This is a genomic window from Glaciimonas immobilis (genome assembly GCF_011947285.1).
In the GTDB taxonomy this organism is placed as follows: Bacteria; Pseudomonadota; Gammaproteobacteria; order Burkholderiales; family Burkholderiaceae_D; genus Glaciimonas; species Glaciimonas immobilis.
The window spans coordinates 196,058-211,354 of sequence record NZ_JAAOZT010000006.1; the positions used below are offsets into that span (position 1 = coordinate 196,058).

15 protein-coding genes are annotated in these 15,297 nt (G+C 51.5%); 5 read left to right on the forward strand and 10 right to left on the reverse strand.

Features of this window, described 5'->3' with window-relative positions; genetic code table 11:
• Nucleotides 1-31: 31 nt before the first annotated feature.
• The gene (locus tag HAV38_RS10080) at nt 32-1,072 is read left to right on the forward strand and encodes a histidine kinase (RefSeq protein ID WP_168055543.1); all 1,041 of its coding nucleotides are present in this window, start codon (nt 32-34) and stop codon (nt 1,070-1,072) included.
• A 70-nt stretch (nt 1,073-1,142) separates the two neighbouring features.
• Entirely contained in the window at nt 1,143-2,033 is an 891-nt protein-coding gene (locus tag HAV38_RS10085; protein WP_168054982.1) for a LytR/AlgR family response regulator transcription factor, read from the forward strand.
• A gap of 286 nt (nt 2,034-2,319) precedes the next feature.
• Here HAV38_RS10085 and HAV38_RS10090 read toward each other — a convergent pair whose 3' ends face one another.
• Complete coding sequence (locus tag HAV38_RS10090; RefSeq protein WP_168054985.1) at nt 2,320-2,799, reverse strand: hemerythrin domain-containing protein; 480 nt, start codon at nt 2,797-2,799, stop codon at nt 2,320-2,322.
• Nucleotides 2,800-3,172: 373 nt separating this feature from the next.
• Here HAV38_RS10090 and HAV38_RS10095 point away from each other — a divergent pair, with 373 nt between their 5' ends.
• On the forward strand, nt 3,173-3,322 hold the full coding sequence (locus HAV38_RS10095) for a hypothetical protein (protein ID WP_168054987.1): 150 nt from the start codon (nt 3,173-3,175) through the stop codon (nt 3,320-3,322).
• Between the two features lie 49 nt (nt 3,323-3,371).
• Here HAV38_RS10095 and HAV38_RS10100 read toward each other — a convergent pair whose 3' ends face one another.
• The 6 genes from HAV38_RS10100 to wrbA all read right to left on the reverse strand — a co-directional run bounded on the left by HAV38_RS10100 (nt 3,372) and on the right by wrbA (nt 9,502).
• Entirely contained in the window at nt 3,372-5,789 is a 2,418-nt protein-coding gene (locus HAV38_RS10100; RefSeq protein WP_168054989.1) for a catalase, read from the reverse strand.
• Nucleotides 5,790-6,115: 326 nt separating this feature from the next.
• On the reverse strand, nt 6,116-6,379 hold the full coding sequence (locus HAV38_RS21890) for a DUF1800 family protein (RefSeq protein WP_245182304.1): 264 nt from the start codon (nt 6,377-6,379) through the stop codon (nt 6,116-6,118).
• Nucleotides 6,327-6,698: a DUF1800 family protein gene (locus tag HAV38_RS21895; RefSeq protein WP_245182306.1), complete on the reverse strand. Its 372-nt coding sequence runs from the start codon at nt 6,696-6,698 to the stop codon at nt 6,327-6,329. The genes HAV38_RS21890 and HAV38_RS21895 overlap by 53 nt, the downstream gene beginning before the upstream one ends.
• A 240-nt stretch (nt 6,699-6,938) precedes the next feature.
• Nucleotides 6,939-8,384: an FAD-binding oxidoreductase gene (locus HAV38_RS10110; RefSeq protein ID WP_375791660.1), complete on the reverse strand. Its 1,446-nt coding sequence runs from the start codon at nt 8,382-8,384 to the stop codon at nt 6,939-6,941.
• Nucleotides 8,385-8,397: 13 nt separating this feature from the next.
• A complete protein-coding gene (locus tag HAV38_RS10115; RefSeq protein ID WP_245182308.1) occupies nt 8,398-8,868 on the reverse strand; it encodes a DUF2069 domain-containing protein in 471 nt (156 codons plus the stop codon).
• 1 nt (nt 8,869) lies between these two features.
• Complete coding sequence (gene wrbA / locus HAV38_RS10120) at nt 8,870-9,502, reverse strand: NAD(P)H:quinone oxidoreductase (RefSeq protein WP_168054991.1); 633 nt, start codon at nt 9,500-9,502, stop codon at nt 8,870-8,872.
• A gap of 110 nt (nt 9,503-9,612) precedes the next feature.
• Here wrbA and HAV38_RS10125 point away from each other — a divergent pair, with 110 nt between their 5' ends.
• Nucleotides 9,613-10,908, forward strand: coding sequence for a YihY family inner membrane protein (locus tag HAV38_RS10125; protein WP_168054993.1), 1,296 nt, complete (start codon nt 9,613-9,615; stop codon nt 10,906-10,908).
• A gap of 189 nt (nt 10,909-11,097) precedes the next feature.
• Here HAV38_RS10125 and HAV38_RS10130 read toward each other — a convergent pair whose 3' ends face one another.
• The 3 genes from HAV38_RS10130 to HAV38_RS10140 all read right to left on the reverse strand — a co-directional run bounded on the left by HAV38_RS10130 (nt 11,098) and on the right by HAV38_RS10140 (nt 14,274).
• On the reverse strand, nt 11,098-11,571 hold the full coding sequence (locus HAV38_RS10130) for a DUF3761 domain-containing protein (RefSeq protein WP_168054995.1): 474 nt from the start codon (nt 11,569-11,571) through the stop codon (nt 11,098-11,100).
• A gap of 528 nt (nt 11,572-12,099) precedes the next feature.
• Nucleotides 12,100-12,942: an alpha/beta fold hydrolase gene (locus HAV38_RS10135; RefSeq protein ID WP_168054997.1), complete on the reverse strand. Its 843-nt coding sequence runs from the start codon at nt 12,940-12,942 to the stop codon at nt 12,100-12,102.
• Nucleotides 12,943-14,274: an O-acetylhomoserine aminocarboxypropyltransferase gene (locus tag HAV38_RS10140; RefSeq protein ID WP_168054998.1), complete on the reverse strand. Its 1,332-nt coding sequence runs from the start codon at nt 14,272-14,274 to the stop codon at nt 12,943-12,945.
• Nucleotides 14,275-14,629: 355 nt separating this feature from the next.
• Between HAV38_RS10140 and HAV38_RS10145 the strand changes: the two genes are divergently transcribed.
• Entirely contained in the window at nt 14,630-15,085 is a 456-nt protein-coding gene (locus tag HAV38_RS10145; protein ID WP_168055000.1) for a CBS domain-containing protein, read from the forward strand.
• The last annotated feature ends 212 nt before the right edge of the window (nt 15,086-15,297 follow it).

Genomic DNA, 15,297 nt, shown 5'->3' on the forward strand with positions numbered 1-15,297 from the left:
AGCATCAGTAGCATCTATTAAGCCACGGCCAATGGACCCCCAACAGCAGATCGTTATTCCCGATTGTTGCAATCTTGGCGTCGTCTGCCGGACGCTGATTGCAGTAAACGCAGTTTTGTTGGCCAAAACCTTGTTACGCGGCATAGACTTTTCGTCGGTCCTGATGCAATTTGTAGAGTCCTCAATGTTGGTCGAATTGGCCTGTTTTGTATCCTTATTCGTCCTCTGCGGAATAGGACGGCTAGCGTATGGGCTTCCGCTGTGGGCGCAACGCCTGCTCTGCGCTGTGGTTCCTGCTGTCGTGACCGGAAGCGTGGTTCTGTGGATGTCCCGCTACGATTGGTTTCTGCATAGTTTCATGGACATGTCGCTAGTCGGCGCAGTGTTAATTGCTGCATTTTTTGGAATTGCCTTGCAGCACTATTTTGAGTTGCGTGGGCGTGCTTTTTCGCCAGTGCTAGTAGAGGCGCGCTTGCAGGCTCTGCAGGCGCGCATCCGACCGCATTTTTTGTTCAATAGTTTGAACGCTGTGTTGTCGCTGATCCGCACTGAGCCACGACGGGCCGAAGCCGCGCTCGAAGATCTGGCAGATTTGATTCGTGTGTTGATGCGCGACCCGAGGGCCATGACGACGCTGGAAAACGAACTCCAGTTGTGCCGTCAATATTTGACGATAGAAAATATCCGTCTGGGTGACCGTTTGAAGGTGCAATGGGAGCGTGAAGGAATGGACGATGAGGTGATATCTAGCGCACAGATTCCGACGTTATTGTTGCAGCCGCTGGTAGAAAATGCAGTCCATTACGGCGTTCAGCCAAGCGCGTCCACGTCGGTAATCCGGATTCAGCTTAAGCGGCGTCTGGAGCGTATCGAAATCGTGGTCACTAATCCTTACCACTCGCAGACAGGAGAGGCCCTCTCCGATGGCAGTCAGATGGCGCTCAAAAATATCCGCGAACGTCTGGCTTTGTTGTATGACGTCGAGGGTCAATTGACCACGGCGATCGTAGCCGGGCAATTTGAAGTCCGGGTGCGATTTCCTTATATGAAAACCCAACCCATCGATGAATAATCCGCGCTTGATAATTATTGGCAGGAAATTATATGGGCGGGCGGACCGAGATTAATTTACCATCGGTGTCATGATTCCTCGAATATATATAGTTGATGATGAAGCGCCCGCGCGCGCCAGACTGCGCACGGTCCTGTCCGATATCGCGGCCGTGTGTCCGCATATGCTGGTCGGTGAAGCAGAGCACGCACACGCCGCGTTCGCGGGCATCGCCCTGACCCGTCCTGACGTCGTGTTGGTAGACGTCCAAATGCCGGGAATGACCGGTTTACAGTTGGTTGAGCAATTGATTCGGATACACACCAAAGACCGGGGCACGTGCAATGGCGACGATAGTAGCGATGGCGATAACGAAAAACGTATCACGTCGTCGGGTGCCGATAAAATGCCCATCATTATTTTTGTCACAGCCTACGAGAATTACGCGCTGAAGGCATTTGACGTGCAGGCGTTTGATTATTTGTTAAAGCCGGTACGGGCTACCCGCTTGCAGCAAGCAATTTTGCGTGCGACGCAAATGCGATTTCAGCAGGCTGTAAACAGACTTGAGAACGGGACATCAGAAATAGCGAGGCATGTTGCAAGTGTGCGCACGCATTTTTCAGTACAAGTGCGCGGACGGGTGCTGTTAGTGGCCGTCGATGAAGTGCGATTTTTGAAAGCAGAATTAAAATACGTCGTCCTGCGCACGAAAGAAAAAGAATACCTGATTGAAGACTCTCTGGTGTCCATTGAGGAAGAATTGCTGGCACATTTTGTACGGGTACATCGTAATGCGCTAGTTGCGCGAAATGCGATAATCGGCGTTGAACGCGGTGCGCCGGGAGCGGATGGCGATGACTTAAGCAATAAGGCCGTGTCAGGAGTTCAAGAGAGTTGGCAAGTGATTTTGCGCGACGTTGCGCAGAGATTGCCGATATCGCGGCGCCAGTGGAGCGCGATCAGAGCGTTAGTGCGATGAGCCAAGGGGCGTATTAATGGCCAGCGCATGGGTTAAAAATTACACCGAATCTGCGATGTAAACCGCAAAGCGGACCCGGCGTAATTCTCTTATTCCGTACCATGGTTCTTAAAGCTGTTCTCGAACTCACTCCACGGACGGGAGGGGATGATAAATAGTGCTTAAAACATAGTGCTTAAAACCCTCATAGACGCAAAACTATTCCGGTTTTTCGGCACCATTTATCACCACCTGACGCTGGTTTAATATCGTGGTTAAGATCGTGATGGAGACTAAATATGCATCATCATAGTTCTTCTGCACTCAATTCGGTTTTGCGCTCTAACATTTGATCGCGCAATGCAACGAGATCGAGGCCGGAAGCACGGGCTTTAGGAAACATTTCACCCTCCTCTTCCTTGACATGATGCGCAATTTCTTCTGATAACTTTTGGACTGTCTCGGTCAGACTTTCGTCATCAGCGCTCATCGCTTTAATTTGGGCAATCAGTGCTTTGGCACCGGCATGTTCTGCAGTAGCCTCCTCAATTAACGCCGGACCGTCTTCGGCTTCTTGCTGGACGGCAGGATAGAAAATTTCTTCCTCTAGCATTGCGTGAATGGTGAGTTCAGTACAAATTTCGTCTGCAAGTTTTTTCTTCCCCACGCGGGCGCGTGAGCCCATGGATTCAAATTCTTTAAATTTTGCCTTGACGCTGTTATGGTCGTGAACCAAGAGCGTAGTCGCATCTTTGAAACGGGACTTGGTAGCGGTTTTGGTTTCCATGTTAACTCCTTTAGAATTAAAAAAAGGCCCTGCTAAATGATTGAATAAGGCGGGACCGTGACTATTGCACTACGTGAATTTACAAAAATACTTAGGGGCGGCAGCCAATTCATAGACATCCCGCAGTTAGTGGTAAGTATTAATTCCTTTTTCCCTACATGGAAATCAGCCAATGGCCGATACCTTTGAATGGTTGCAAAAACTATGTTGGGCTCGTACCGATAGCGCTGCATCGCCATCCACTATCAAAGACGCAAACTAAAAGACGCAAACAATATGGGGCCACGGGTTCAAGGAAATATCGTTAACCCACCAACTGCATATTTCTGCGCTAGAGGTCGATTTTCCCAAGCACACCACCTAAGGAGCGATTATGACCATGCATCAAGAACCCCCACCTGTTGAGGTGCCGCCAACCCTGCCAACGCCCACTTCGCCTACACCTATCGGAGATCCTGTACCCGGAACAGGTGGTTCTACCCCTCGCACACTAGGGATCCCTGCGGAACTAAATGCGCAATAGCGTGGTGAGCTCCCCGCGTAGACGGCTTTTACGGGGAGTTCGCCAGTTTTTATACCGTTGGCGGTATTGCCTCCGTTTCACGGGCCGGTGAGCGATGTCCGGCCAATGCCGCTATGAATGTATCCAGGGCGAGCGCCAAGGTTTGATTCCCAGTATGGACAAAGCTTGGATCGGTAGTGTCGGCTTGATGTACGCCAATTTTTGCTAACACCGTGGGACCGTCTCCAATGACCAGCATCGGCTTACAGTGTTGATATTGATCGCGCAGGAATTCTAATGTCCGGGCATTTTTAACCCGATTCCTATCGTCCAATGCATTTGCCTGTACCACTACGGCGTCGTAAAGCGCGGAAGGTGAGGCCTCGCTAGAAATTTCTACATCAAGTGCGCTGCCATCGCTGGTGGCAACCTTGCCGAGCTGGGTGCCGACCAAACGCGGTACAGCACCCTCATTCAGCAGGGCAGCGTAGATTGCTTTGGTTGTTTCAGCATCCACGCCGGTCCCGATCAGGATAGCGACACGCCGCGTGCGGATACCGATCTCTCCCGGGCGAAACATCAACGATAATTCTGGGGAGTGCTCATATTCCGGTATGGGCAGTTCTGAAGCGAGTGGCATCGCAGGCGGGACATCGATGCCAATCCCCAGGGCGACTTCTTCTGCCAGGATCGGATTGACGTTCACCAGCATTGAGACCACCCGTTTCCGTACCGCAGGTGTCTGCACGCGGGTCAACTCAAATCGGAAAGCCGAGACAATATGGGCTTGCTCGGAAGGTGTCTGACTTTGCCAAAATAACCGCGCCTGAGAATAATGATCGGCGAAAAGTTCTGCTTTGCCTCGCACTTTATCGGCAGCGATCGGTTCAGGGAAGGACGTGAAACCCTTCATGCCAGCCTGAAATGGGCAGCCGCCGCCTAACGAGTTTGGCTCATAATCTGCGCGGCCGCGATGGATCGCCTGGCGATGCATTCCTTCGCGCTGATTATTGAAGACTGGTGCCAGCGGCGCGTTAATGGGGATTTCGTGAAAGTTTGGACCACCAAGGCGGGTGAGTTGGGTATCAATATACGAATGGATGCGACCTTGAAGCAAAGGGTCGTTACTGAAATCAATACCTGGGACAATATGCGCGGTACAAAAGGCAACCTGTTCAGTTTCTGCAAAAAAATTATCAGGATTGCGATTCAATATCAACTTGCCGACCGGCACCACCTTTACCATTTCTTCCGGTATGAGCTTAGTGGAATCAAGCACATCAAAGCCAAATTGCTCAGCCTGCGCCTCGGTAAATATTTGCAGCCCCAGTTCCCATTCCGGATAGGCACCGGCTTCTATCGCCTCCCAAAGATCGCGTCGATGAAAGTCAGCGTCAGCCCCTGCAATCTTTACGGCTTCGTCCCAGACCAGCGAATGGGTTCCTGCAATTGGCTGCCAGTGAAACTTGCAGAACACGGAGTTACCTTCGGCATTCACCAGTCTGAACGTATGCACGCCAAACCCTTGCATCATGCGATAGCTGCGTGGAATCGCCCGGTCCGACATGATCCACATCAACATGTGCGTGGATTCAGGCATCAGCGAGACAAAATCCCAAAAGGTATCGTGCGCCGAGGATGCCTGGGGTATGGCGTTGTGCGCTTCGGGCTTGACAGCATGGACCAGATCTGGGAACTTCATCGCATCCTGGATAAAAAATACCGGTATGTTATTGCCCACCAGATCCCAGTTGCCTTCGTCGGTATAAAATTTCACGGCAAAACCGCGGACATCGCGCACGGTATCGGCTGATCCGCGTTCCCCCGCCACGGTAGAAAAGCGCACGAATACCGGGGTACGTTTTCCTGCCTGCGCAAACGGTGCCGCCCGTGTCAGGTCGGAAAGATCCTGATAGGACTCGAAATAGCCGTGAGCAGCAGAACCACGCGCATGGACCACGCGCTCTGGAATTCGCTCATGGTCAAAATGCGTGATCTTCTCACGCAGAATAAAGTCCTCTAATGCTGTCGGGCCGCGTAACCCAATCTTAAGGGAGTGTTGATTGTCGGCCACCGGAACACCCTGGTTGGTGGTGAGCACCTGATTCCCAGCATCAACCCGAACCCGATCAAGAGGACCGTTGGTAGGATTAGCACCGATGACAGGCTGACCCTTACCTACTTTCGGTGAGGCGTTAATTTCGGTAGCGGTGCTGGCAGTCGCCAACGCACTCACCGGGCTGCTGGTTGCGCCGAGTGGAGGAATCGGAGCAACATCACCTACGCCGTATTCTTCTGCCTTGTTCGGGTTAGCGGCCATTTGAGCGGCGAGGCCCTGACCGCTGACGACCTTTTCGAGCAGTTTGGTGGGCCCAATTTCCTTGCTTCCCACGCTGGTTGGCGGTGCCGCATTAGAAGGGCCGGAAACCGTGCTCATAACTGATCCGGCACCTTCAACTGAAGACGGGCTTTTTTTGCGTGTGACCATGAATGTACCTCGTAAGTAAATGTCGGCAATCAAGTTGTTGCAGCGAAAGGGGAAGCGCACGAATAACACGGATACCAATGCATGGGCTGTGGTGGATTTTTTACGAAATCCCCGCACGCCACCTAACATTGGTCAATGGCGGTAGCTTAGACCGAAGCCCATGAATTGTTATCAGAAAAACCCTGATTTTTTTGTAGGAATTGCGTGTATGGTGTTGTACGGACGCGTGGATAACAGCGAGCTATTAAGCTGAATATAGTAAATAATTGGTCCGTTCCCAACCGCGCCTTCAGAGGTCGAAGGAGCTTCAAAAATTAACCTGGGTGTTACAAAATCTGTTTTAGACCGCAATATAATGACGATTGCCACGCACTTGTCAGCATTACTTGTCCGCAAGTCGATTTTCCATTGCTTAAACTACTGGCAAAATTTATGCGACGTAATAGAGCATCCGGGTTCAGCCATGCCTCTTCAGAAAATTTATAACCTTCGGGAGTCAGCCAGCCATACAGCGGTTGCCCTAGTTGGTTCAACGTGTTATCGACGGGCTTGACGTTCACCACCGGCGTGGCGCCGCCCGTAATTTTCATTCAAGCCTTTAACGCGCCCTTTAGCTTCCGGTGTGCCGACGCCACTACTGAGCCAGTTATCCAGGTAATACAACATTGCAGGATGATGGGCTACCGATCCTAACAATTGCCGAAAGTTGCCCAGCGCCTGGGGACGTAGTACATCTTTTTGGTACTCGCCGTTCCAGTAACGGACCCATTCTTTGCCCTCAAAAACATTGAAGTGATTGAACCAGAATTCTGTCATCACCTCTTGTAACTGGCGCGGACTTTTTGTCACCTGCCACAAACGCGCCTGATGGGTCTGCAACGATGTCTCCTGGACGCGGTCCGTAAGCAAGGCGGCTCAACACGTGTAGTGCTTTTTCGTTATCCGTTAGCGCTTGGTCTGCTGAAAAAAGAAACGCATTGGACTCGTCGCTCTATTGGAGGTTACGAGGCGGGGTCATTACGCATAACGTACAGTGAGTATTTTGGTAGACAAGCGCTGTGTAACACAGTGTAAAGGGCAACTGGATCGACGCGGCAGAAAAGCCGCAGAATACGCGCAGAATACGCGCAGGATACGGTTACAGGTATTTCAGATAACCTTGCCGGGATTCATTAAGTTGTGCGGGTCCAGCGCCTGCTTGATCGTTTTCATCAGTCCTATTTCGACCGCTGATTTGTAACGCAACAATTCTTCCCGTTTCAATGCGCCGATGCCATGCTCGGCCGAAATTGATCCACCAAATTGATGAACGCTGTCATGCACGACCAAATTGATACTGGACTGGTGTGAAAGAAATAATTCCTCAGAATATCCAATTGCTGGCGACACGTTGTAATGTAAATTGCCGTCGCCCAGATGGCCAAACGTGACGTTGCGGCATTCGGGGAAGCTTGCTTGAAGTAATGCGTCGGTGACGGTAATAAATTCGGCAATGCGAGAAATTGGCAGCGAGACATCGTGCTTGATATTCTTGCCTTCCCTGGCTTGAGCCGAGGAGATACTTTCGCGCCAGCGCCATAGCGTTTTTGATTGTGCGGCCGAGATCGCAAGCACAGCGTCCTGACAAATTTTATTTTCGAGAGCACTAGCCAAAAGGGATTCCAGCATTGTGCTGGCATGGGCCTCTGATTCGCTATCAGAAAGTTCAAGTAAAACGTAATGAGGATGTCGGGCAGAGAAGGGGAACGTCAGTTGCGGCATATGTCTGGCGACTAGTTGCAGGCATAGGTCTGACATCAATTCAAAACCTGTTAACGCGGCCCCGCAATGGCCTTGCGCCAGTGTCAGTAAGCGCAGCGCCTGAGCAGGCGTTTGCAACGCAACCAGCGCGGTTAATTGCGCCTTGGGAACAGGAAATATTTTCATCACTGCAGCGGTAATGATACCCAGCGTGCCTTCGGCTCCGATAAATAAGTCGCGTAGATCATAACCGGTATTGTCCTTACGCAATCCGCGTAATCCTTCCATGATCTCGCCTTGCGCCGTTACAACTTCCAGCCCAAGACACAATTCGCGCGTATTGCCGTAACGTAAAACTGCGGTGCCGCCGGCGTTGGTGGCGAGGTTTCCGCCGATGGTGCAACTGCCTTCGGCAGCTAAAGATAGGGGTAATAAGCGTTCAACCGCGAGCGCTGCCTCTTGCAGATTTTGTAAAATACATCCTGCCTCAACCGTCATCGTATGATTGACCGGATCAACCGCACGAACCCGGTTCAGGCGACCTAAAGACAGTACTATCGCGTTGCCGCTGCGGTCCGGTACGCTACCTAAAACCAAGCCAGTGTTGCCACCCTGAGGTACGATCGGCACGTTGAACTGATTGCATAAGCGTACTATCGCGGCGACCTCTGCGGTGCTGCCGGGTTTGACGACGGCGATGGCCTGACCGGTAAAGCGGCGCCGCTGATCGGTCAGAAATGATGCCTTCTCCGGTTCGGCAGTGAGTACATAATCATTTCCGATAGCCGCTATGCATGCGCTGATGAAGTCAGAAAAATCTGTCGTGCTACGCATCAACTTAGCTGAAATAGTCATTCGAATATTTTCATTATTTAATGCGAGAGGCTTTTTCAATGGCTTGTTTGGTCGCTGCTTTAGCCGCTTTTTTGTACGGTTGCAAATACATGATTGCGCAAACAAAAAATGTGAACGTCAGGGCCACTTCACCCCACCCAAGCATTGCAGATAAATAACTCTTGTCACTAATCGCCCGCACAATGCCTTCTGCAAAATAGATCAGTATCAGCATGGATGACCACTGCATCGTATACACGTCTCGCTTCAGAACGCCGCGCAAAGGGAGTAATAGCGGGAGAACTTTGAGAACCATCCATGACCCGCCCGGGCGCAACGGCGCTAAAAATAATTCCCAGGCGACACACAGGGCGATAAGCAAAATTAAACTTACGGCGCTGCCAAAGTAGCACCAGCGGCATGGCCGCAAGCGCGTCGATACTTGCGCGTCGTAGGCCTTGGAGATGCTATTGGAGATCATGTGATTTCCGACGTTTTTTTTCATTTCATGCACCTTGCAGTTTGCGCGCTGTCTCAGCCAGCCGTTTGCCTTGCGCGATTGCCAAAATTCTGCTTTCGGTTGAAATAGGATGTTGCCCGTTCATGCCAGACCAGTGACTAGCGCCATACGGTGTTCCGCCGCTGGTGGTCGTCATCAGTTCCGGCAAGGTGTAAGGTAAGCCCATTACCAGCATGCCGTGATGAAATAACGGCGTCATCATCGACATCAAGGTCGACTCCTGACCGCCATGCAGACTGCCGGTAGAAGTGAACACACAGCCCGGCTTGCCTGCGAGTGCCCCGCCGAGCCATTGGGAGCTAGTGCCATCCCAGAAATATTTCATGGCAGACGCCATGTTGCCGAACCGGGTTGGGGAACCTAGCGCCAGTGCCGCGCATTGCTCCAGATCCAATAATTCGACATACGGTGAACCCTCATCCGGAACGGAAGATTCGGTCGCTTCGGTGACACTGGAGACCGCTGGCACGGTGCGCAGGCGCGCCTCGCATCCGGGTGTGGCGTCAATGCCCTGCGCGATAAATTCTGCCAATTTTCTGGTAGAACCATGGCGCGAGTAGTACAAAACCAAAACGATGATTTTGCGGTTGCTATTGGGGGATTGGGGAGTTGAGCTCATAGGTTGGTATTATAGGACGCTTTATCAACACTTTACGTTGCGTGATTGCGACTGTACGCATCTAAAGTGCAGTGATGTCATGGTCAGCCTGTAAAGGTCACAACAGAAATATGTTTCCATTTAAATTTTCGCATCTTCGTGGTTTGTCGTGGTCCGAACTCCGGGATTTATTTCGGTTTGCCGGCCGCCGCCTGAGTGAAGAGCGCTTGCCACAAGTTGCCAGTAGTTTGACTTTTATGACGATTCTGGCGTTGGTGCCGATGTTGACCATCGCTCTGGCGATTTTTACCGCTTTTCCGTTATTCAGCACTTTTCGCGCATCGCTCGAGGTGTATTTTGTGCATAATCTGATGCCGCGAGGGATCGCCAATACGATTTTAAATAACTTAAATCAATTCGCTAGCAAGTCTGCCAGCTTGTCAGCGGTCGGCGGCGTCGCGCTGATCGTTACGACCGGCATGACAATGTCCACTGTCGATCAGGTTTTCAATAGCATCTGGCGGGTTAAAACCCAACGACCCTTTGTACAGCGTGCACTCGTTTACTGGGCATTGGTGACTTTAGGGCCGTTATTGATCGGTATTTCGATTACGGTCACGTCCTATCTGACCGAGGCTACCACTGGACTGGTTATTGGCTGGTTAGGCAAATGGTTTTATACGGTGGCGTCAATCTCTTTAACTACGGTGGCATTCACCTGGCTGTATATCGTCGTTCCGAATCGGTTCGTGAACTGGCGTGATGCAGTGTGGGGCGGCCTCTTTGCGGGTATCGCCTTTGAGGTGGCAAAGCGGATTTTTACCGTATATGTGATTAAATTCCCTACTTATACGGTGATTTATGGGGCTTTGGCCGCGCTGCCGATATTTTTGCTATGGATTTACATGTTGTGGATGATTACGTTAATTGGCGCGCTGATAGTGGCCGCGTTGCCGGTAATCAAGCATGAGCGCTGGTGGCATATTCCCACGCCCGGGAGTGCCTTCGTGGATGCGATGTCTATTTTACAAGTGTTGTTGGACGCAAGAACAGCCAACCGGTCCTCTGCGGTTAGTGCCACGCAGATTCGGCGCGCGACCCGATTAGGTTTTGATGAATCGGAACAATTGCTGCAGCAGATGCTGGAGCAGGGCTGGGTCGGGCGGATTAGCAAGACGCTGCCCAGACGCTTACGCTGGAATCGCCATGCGCTATCTAATATGGATCAATGGTCCTTGCTGACCAATCCGGATAGCTTAATGCTGGCGGAGGTATATCGACTCTTTGTGTTCAACACGGCATCGAACGCTATTGAAGCGCCACCGCTGGCCCAGCGCGTGGAGCAAACGATCGAGTCGGGGCTGAACCAGTCGCTGGCGCATTACTTTGGAAAGCCAGCGGAGCCGAAGCAGGGAGACGGTAGTTGAGTCGGCGCAAAAATCAAGCGGCAAGCGTTCAAACGTGCTTAAACCTATTTATGCGTATCAATGCGGATTTGTAGCCAATAATCTCGCTAACGCCCGGCAAAAAAACGCCCCAGCATGCAGGGCGTTTGTCTACTTCAGTTCACTCTGTATAGTTCAGCTCACGTCTGTGCAGTCAGACCCTAATAAGTGCTAGGAGCAAGCCTTGCCATGATCTGCGCGATTCCCGGCGGCCTTGGCGGCGGCTTCTGTCATATACGATCCGGCTTTGGTGGTGCCGTACCATTTAGTGCCGCTGCAATGGTAAACCTTGGAGCTAGTGTTAACCCAGACTTTGCCAGCGCCGCCACCGACCGCGGCTGTAGGTGCCGGAAGATTAGGAGTTTTGTTGGGGGAGGCAGCTGCAGCTGCTACGGCAGGCGCCGGTGCTGCAGGCGCCGCATTCATTGCCGCCGGGCTGGCACCGGCAGCCGTAGCGTACCAATCTTTGACTCCGCCATGGTTCGCGCATGCGCCTTTTTTGGACGCCGAAGCAGAATAAGACCCGTCTTTACAAATTCCCGAAGTGCCCACTGGCGCACCGGTAGGTGCCGCAGTTTGCGCAAATCCAATGCTGGAAAAGGTGAGTCCTGCGGTTAAAGCGATCATCGTGAGCGTTATTTTCATTGTGCTTCTCCAAAAAGTTGTTTGAATTGCATTCAGCATACTATTTAAAAGCGTTGACCGATGCATATTAAAACGTGATTATTGAACTCGATGCAAACCTTGTAAACGAGATAGATCATGCAAATGACGCATATTGCATAGGGGTAATAATACATTCCGATACGTTAACCAACAAGCATCTATTCTGGTGATAACGACCTCTATACCGCGTGGTTGTTTTGGCACCACAGATATGGTCTTAATAAATGATAATAACGACAGTATTATTTAAAAGTTATTTTTCCGGTCAGCATTTGCGCGTACATTTCCCAATCGCCCCATAGTGAATTGCTTTTATTTTAATAACTCGGGATTAGCAGGCGGCCCAGCGGGGCTTTCACTTACGCGGTTTATAATTTACGCAATGTCGCGATTCGCATGGTCGGCGAAACAGTTACTGGAACGACGTTGCGTAACTTTAATACCAATATGTAATGCCGTTGTGCATATCTTTAATGTCACATTTTTCACTTAGGCAAGCCTGCACTCTCAAGTAATATCTTTGGCAAATTCGAATAAATGCGTCAATACCGTGTCGGGTTGCTCGGCCATCATTGCATGCCCGCTATCGACGAGGGTCACTTTGGCATGGGCGATAACGCTAGCCAAAGCAGGTGATGCGCGCGGCGGTGTCATGACATCCCGTTTGCCCAGCAAGAACAAGGTCGGGCAGCGAATGGCCAGCGCCGCGGAAGCACCATTTTTATAAATGTTGCATGCCGTAAAGTCGCTATGGAAAACTGAACTTGCTCTTTTCAACTTGGCGGGGTTTTGCCGGTCTTGTTGCGCTAAGCGCTCCATCAGCCGCTTACTGCAGCCCAAAACATCGAAGCCGGGACCCGGACTGGACGGTTTGTGGACAAATCCGCCATGCGACCATTTATTTACCATGGCGATGGCCGTCGCCTGATCATTGCTGACGGTGTGCAGAAGTTCATCCGAAACTTTCATCGGATAAGCAGTGGCGAGCAGTGCGATGCCGCGCACCGAGACCGGGTAATAGCTTCGGGATGCGCTTTCCAAAGCGATCAGTGATCCCATACTATGGCCGATTAACACGACCTTGGTAACGCCGGTAGCGCTGAGCAGTTCCAGCATCCAATCGGACATTTCCTCAATGGTTGTCAGGGGGGCACCAAGGCTGCGCCCATGTCCGGGCAAATCTAGCGCCAGCACACCAAATCCGTGATGGGCAAAATAGCGCGATTGCAAGGCCCACACTGAATGATCGTTTAGTCCGCCGTGGATAAACACCGCGGTAGGTAAATTTGGATCGAAAGGTTTGCCACCCGTGTAGCAATAGGTATCGTTGCCTTGAATATTTATGATCATTTAAGCTCCCTTTTTAGACCGACCCGGTGCGCGCTGCGCCACTTTTAGCCCGTACGTCAGATCTTCAATCAGATCGTCGACATTTTCCAGTCCAACCGATAACCGAAGGGTGCCTTCGCCGATGCCCGATGCCGCAAGCTGGTCGGCGGGCACACGGAAATGCGTGGTGGAGGCAGGATGGATAACCAATGATTTGGCGTCGCCTACATTGGCCAGATGGGAGAATATCCTCAGTGACTCAACGAACCGTTGTCCTGCTGCGCGATCCCCTTTTAAATTGAAGGTAAATACGGCACCGACCCCTTTGGGTAGCAGCCGTTTGGCGAGTGCGTAATCGGGATGGGTCGTGAGCTCAGGGTAGGCCACTGATTCGACTACATCCTGCTCAAGTAAAAATTCAACCACCTTACGGGTGTTGGCAACGTGCCTCTCCATTCTGAGCGCCAGCGTTTCTACGCCTTGCAAGATGGCAAAGGCGTTATGCGGACTCATCGCTGCACCAAAATCACGCAAACCTTCGCGTCTGGCTCTGAGAGCAAACGCGCCTACTGTGGACTCTTCGGCAAACACCATGTCATGAAAGCCATCATAAGGCGCGCACAGTTCCGCGAAATGGCCAGTTTTGTTGTACGCTTCCTGCCAGTCAAAAGTGCCGCCGTCGACCAGCAGGCCGCCAATAGCAGTGCCGTGACCGCAGAGGAATTTGGTAGCCGAGTGAAACACCAGATCGGCGCCGTGATCGAAAGGGCGTAGCAGATAAGGTGTAGTAAAGGTTGAGTCGACTAAAAGGGGCAAGAAATGCTCATGCGCCAGTGCTGCTACCCGCTGAATATCCAATACATCCAGCCCTGGGTTGCCGAGCGTCTCGCCAAAGAGGACCTTGGTGTTGGGCTGAATCGCCGCACGCCAGGCGTCCAGATCGCGCGGGTCGACGAACGTGGTGTCGATGCCGAAACGCTTCAGGGTGTAGGAAAGCAGATTATGCGAGCCGCCATACAATGCGCGCGAGGCGACGATATGCGACCCGGCACCTGCAATTGTTGCCAGTCCCAGATGCAGAGCGGCCTGGCCGCTGGCGACCGCGATGCCTGCAACCCCGCCTTCGAGCGCGGCGATGCGTTCCTCCAGCACGGCGTTGGTGGGATTCGATATGCGCGAGTACACGTGACCGGCGCGCTCCATGTTAAACAACGAGGCGGCGTGGTCGGAGTCCTTGAAGACGAAGGCCGAACTGAGGTAAATTGGGGTCGCTCTGGCGCCAGTGGCAGGATCGGGGGCGGCACCTGCATGGAGCGATAAAGTATCAAAACCAGGTGATCTTGGGTTACTCATAAGGGCAGTTTCTCCTATTTATCTGTTTGATTAATATAGACGTCGAAGGTTTTTCTAACTGGAATTCCCGCCGTTACACGCCTCATTACAAGCGTCGTCACACGCGTCATTACACGCGTCATTACAGTCAGTGCTAGATTTTTCGCCGGGCTTAAGCTACATTCAAGGCATCTGAACGATACGTAACGAAGCATTGAAGCTAACGAGCAAAGCCAGATTTTTCGATATTTTGAATTAATAGCCGACTATTGATCAAAAAATCGATAAAAATAGCGCTTGTTCAAGTTTTTTTGCTGAAAACCAAATCTGTTAGATTCCTCGATACAAGCATAACAAGCAAAGGCAGGATGACCCAATGAAAGTTTCTGAGATACTCAAAGTCAAAGGCAACATCCTCTACACGGTGACACCGGAGACACTACTAATTGAGGCCACCAATACGATGGCCGAAAAGGATATCGGCTCACTGGTCGTGATGGAGTTCGGCACACTTGTGGGCATGCTAACGTTCCGTGAAGTATTAAAAGTAATTCATGCAAACGGCGGTCAGGTCGGTAACAATACCGTTCGAAAGCACATGGATGACCATCCAATTACGATTACGCCAGACACCGAAGTTAACGAGGTGCGACGTATCATGCTGGAACGCCACGCACGCTACGTTCCGGTTATGGACGCCAAAACCCTGCTAGGCGTGATGTCATTTTACGACGTTGCCAAGGCGGTTCTGGATGCGCAAGGCTTTGAAAACAAAATGCTGAAAGCCTATATCCGGGATTGGCCCTCTAATGAATCATCCCCTGACGATTGATTCTCTCCATTAGTTAGCATCATCAATCATTATGGGGTGCCGCGTTGTAAAGCCCGTGAGTCTGCGTGACAACGCAGAGTATCCCAAAAAACCGTCATCAGCAAATACGCGCTACTGACGGTTTTTTTGTATTTATATTTTGTACTGAGGTGGAAGCGTCTTATATTTTGTCTTAGTTTTGCCCGGTGGGGGTCAACGGTCGGTTTTAGGCA